At 63.3% G+C, this 4,043-nt stretch carries 3 protein-coding genes and 1 pseudogene; all 4 read left to right on the top strand.

Going from position 1 to position 4,043, the window contains the following annotated elements:
* Positions 1-170 (top strand): integrase core domain-containing protein (locus FVA95_RS27830; protein ID WP_149662779.1); only part of this gene is annotated, 170 nt, incomplete at its 5' end.
* 49 nt (positions 171-219) lie between these two features.
* Positions 220-1,362 carry a hypothetical protein gene (locus FVA95_RS27825; RefSeq protein WP_149666784.1) on the top strand — a complete coding sequence of 381 codons (1,143 nt, stop codon included), beginning with the start codon at positions 220-222 and terminating at the stop codon, positions 1,360-1,362.
* A gap of 2 nt (positions 1,363-1,364) precedes the next feature.
* Positions 1,365-2,579 (top strand): amidohydrolase family protein, encoded by a 1,215-nt coding sequence (locus FVA95_RS27820; protein WP_149666783.1) that lies wholly within the window; start codon positions 1,365-1,367, stop codon positions 2,577-2,579.
* Between the two features lie 568 nt (positions 2,580-3,147).
* A pseudogene (locus tag FVA95_RS27815) lies at positions 3,148-3,957 on the top strand (IS5 family transposase).
* Positions 3,958-4,043 lie beyond the last annotated feature (86 nt).

Below are 4,043 nucleotides of genomic sequence, written 5' to 3'. Positions count from 1 at the left end.
GGACCCTGGCCGACGGCTGGGCCTACGCCCGACTCTATGAGTCGACCCGCCAACGCAACGACGCCCTACCCGGCTGGCTGCACTTCTACAATCACCACCGCGCTCACTCCGCCATCGGCGGCCAGCCACCAGTCACCAGGCTGACCAACCTCCCTGGACATCACACCTAGGGCGAACAGGCGGAGCTCTTGGGCGAACTCTCGGCGGACAGGGGTGGGTGTGAGGGAGGTGTCGTACTTTCTGGCAGTGACATGCGGAGCCGTGTTCGCGTGGAGGCTGCTCCATGCATTGAGGGCGCCCCGCTCACCAGATCCCTGGACTTCGGTGCTGTTCAGTGCCGGCCTCGGCGTGATGGTTCTGCTCAACCGGCCGGACTTTTCTAGGTGGGTTGACGAAGTTCTAGGATCTCACACAGCCGGCATCGTGCGCAATCTCATGATTGTCGGCGCTTTCGCGTCGATGCAGCTGTTCTACCTTCGTAACATTGCCGAATACAGACCGCGGCAACGCCGGTACGTCGAAATCGCGGCGCTGATCGCGACGGTACTGGTCATCCTGATCGTGCCGCTGTTCGTTATGGCGCCGTTTGAACTGAGCTTCACGAGTCATGATATCCAAGACCCAGCGGTACTGGTGTTCTTCGTGTCTGTGAGTGCGTACCTCGTATACGCCTGCATTACGCAAGTATATTGGACTACCCGGGACAGTATTACGATCTACAAGAAACGGGCTTGGGACTTCCTTGTTGTTGCAGTTTCGCTCGCGGTGGGCTGCGGTGTCTACCTCATCTTGTTGGGCTCGCGAGCTTCGTACTATGCGCAGGTCCTGTTTGGCTCCGGCTCTGCGTCTATCAACATGTGGTCCGGAGGCTTAGTTGCGATTCGGGTTTCCGTGTTGGCAATGCTCCTCGCGGTGTTCTATCCCGGCGCCGCCGACGACTTCAGGCTACTTCTGCACCGTGGTGCGCAGATGTACTCCTATGCTCGGCTCGCGCCTCTGGATCGAGTTGTCCGGTCGCTTTACCCGGAACTGGTTCGGCCAGATGTACCCCTCGGCGGCGGAGAGAGCAGCGAAGTCATAAGGCGGGTGTGGAGCTTGCCGTCCCGCCTCTCATGTGAGCTGCGCGGGCAGCGCTGTAGCGATGGATACGCGCGAATCTACAACGTGTTCGCTGGCTTCACTACAAATGATCGCTCTGATGTATCGGTCGTTGTCGATCAGCTCCGGAACATGCCTAGTGATCTGCCCGAGCGGGCACGGAAGGGCGAAACGGGGCCCCTTGTAGAGGTGTCGGAATGGCTCCGACAGTACCAAGTTCCGCAGATTTTGTCCACTCAGGCTGTGAAGAGCGAGGCTAAGTAAAGATGAATGCCGCGAGGGCGGAAATTTTTGTAGCGGACCGGCTCATCTCGCGAGGGCGGGAGCATCCCGAAGGTGGGGATGCGGTGCGTGTTTCGCAGGGCCAGATCGATGCGACCGGTAGGGCAGACGAGCTCATCGCATCAGATCCCGAGGCGACTGTTTCGCGCTTCGCTGGGCACAGCATCATGCCCGGGCTCATCAACAGCCATGTCCATCTCGGTGGCGATTGCAGCAAATCCTCGTTCGACGTGTTGTGCTCCGGCGCGCCCGATGACGTACGAGCCCTGATCCGGGCCAACGCACGGAGCTGCTTGCGAGCTGGCTGCACTACAGTTCGAGACCTTGGTGACGCCTGGGGATACGTCGCGAGGTTTCGCGACTCGGATGCAGACGCTGACAGCGTGCGGCCTACGGTGCTCTCCGCGGGGACCCCGCTCACGATCACAGGTGGACACTGCTGGTACCTGGGCGGTATTGCGGACTCAGCGGCGGAGATTCGGTCTGCGATCGATCGTTCAGCTGGCGATGTAGATCTAATCAAGATCATGGCGGGTGGCGGGTATATGACGCCAGAGGGGCCCACCCCGTTCGACGCGCAATACTCCACTGAGCTAATCGGAGTTGCCGTTGAGCATGCTTCGCGGTACGGGCTGCAAGTGGCAGCTCACGCTCACGGCACCGAGCCTATTGTTCGATGCATTGAAGCAGGGGTATCTACCATCGAGCACTGCGGATGGCGGTCGGGTCCTGGCCAGAGAGACCAGAATGAAGCAGCCGTCCGAAAGATGGCCCAGCAGAAAACGGCCGCTGGCGACACCACTCCGGCCGTCTGGCGCGGCATAGCCAAGTACGTCACGACCCCAGAATACAAGTTCGGCAGCCAGCTCACCTGGATGGCGGAAAACGATGTCCGAATCTTGATCGGAACAGACTCTGGAGTACCCGGAACCGAGTTCGATCAGCTGAAACTGAGCATGGAGCTGTATGAAGAACTGGGCTTCGCCCGTGGCGATATCATTGATATGGTCACGATGGGCGCTGCAGAGGCTCTCGGGATCGGTCATAAGACAGGGGATCTCAGGGCCGGGATGGCGGCCGATCTGCTGATCGTGGCTGGCAACCCGCTCAATGACCTCGATTGTCTACACCGGCCAGAGCGAGTTATCGCTCAGGGCGTTGTGTACTCGCAGCAAGATCTTGGCGACGAGCAGAGCTAGTACTCCAGCCGCACTTCGTGATGATGGTCTGCGCTAGGCTTCGGTCTTGTGCTGGTGGGGGAGGATCTCGAGGCGTGGGCTGGTGGTTTGGATGGGCTGTTCGGGTTGGTGGCGGGCAGGTCCGCGGCGCGGTGGGCGGCGCGGATCCCGGACAGGTGCTTGGCGATGGTGCGGACCTTCGCCCCAGCCCTGGGCGAGCGCGACCAGGTAGGCCGACACCGTCGCCGGCGCAGCCGGTAGCGGTGTCAGGTCGTGGTCGGTGCAGAACGCGGTGAAGCTCGTCCATGTCCGCGTACGGGCTCTGATGTCGCTGTAGGTACGAACTGGTTTGTCGTTGGTCCGGCGCGTCGGACCGAAGATCAGCTCAGGGTGGTCGCCCGTGATCCTGCCTGTGGAGGCATGGATGGATATCAGGAGGTTCGCCCCGCTGCGCGCGGCCGGGGCGACGTGGAAGGAAATCGCAGCTCAAGCTGGGTGCGACCCGCGCACCGCCCGTAAGAGATGGTTTCAGAATGAGCTCGGCGTGTCTGCTGTAGACACTCGCTGAGCTGCGGCAGGGTCGTCTGACATGGCTGCCGATCTTGTTCCTGACTCGTTGTGGGAGCGCGTGGAGCCGCTGCTTCCGGCCCGTCCACCGCGCCGGTACCGGTTCCCCGGGCGCAGGCCGGTCGACGACCGGACCGCGCTGCGCGGGATCATGTACGTACTCAAGAACGGGATCAGCTGGAGCCAGCTCCCGACCACCGCGTTCGGCGTCTCGGGGGTGACCTGCTGGCGGCGGATGCGGGACTGGACCGAGGCCGGGGTGTGGCCGGCGCTGCACGAGCTGCTGCTGGCCGAGCTGCGCGCCGCCGGTGAACTCGACCTGGACCGGTGCGCGGTGGACTCCTCGCACATCCACGCGCTCAAAGGGGGGACCATGTCGGGCCGTCGCCGGTCAACCGTGGCCACCCCGGCTCCAAGCACCACCTGATCGTCGACGCCCACGGTCTCCCGCTGGCCGTCACGCTGACCGGCGCCAACCGCCACGACATCACCCAGCTGTTGCCACTGGCGGACGCGGTCCCGCCGATCCGAGGACAGCGCGGCCGGCCACGCCGGCGCCCACGTGAGGTCTACGGCGACCGTGGCTACGACTCCAACCCACACCGACGACGCCTGCGCGAGCGCGGGATCCGCCCGCTGATCGCTCGCCGCGGTGTCGCGCACGGCTCCGGCCTCGAGAAAGTCCGCTGGGTCATCGAGCGCGGGTTCGCCTGGCTACACGCGTTCAAACGCCTGCGGACCCCGCTACGAACGCCTCGCCGACATCCACCTCGGCTTCCTCCAACTCGCCTGCGCCCTGATCTGTCACCACGAACTCACGAAGTCATTCTGAAACCATCTCTAAGTACCTCTCCGCTGGTGCGCCGGCGTCGCCGCCTCGGGCGCCGTCGCGGGCCGGGACGGTGCCGCGGCTGGTCG

Origin of the sequence: Pseudonocardia sp. EV170527-09 (assembly GCF_008369905.1) — a bacterium.
Classification (GTDB): domain Bacteria; phylum Actinomycetota; class Actinomycetes; order Mycobacteriales; family Pseudonocardiaceae; genus Pseudonocardia.
This window is presented reverse-complemented; position numbering and strand designations above follow the sequence as displayed.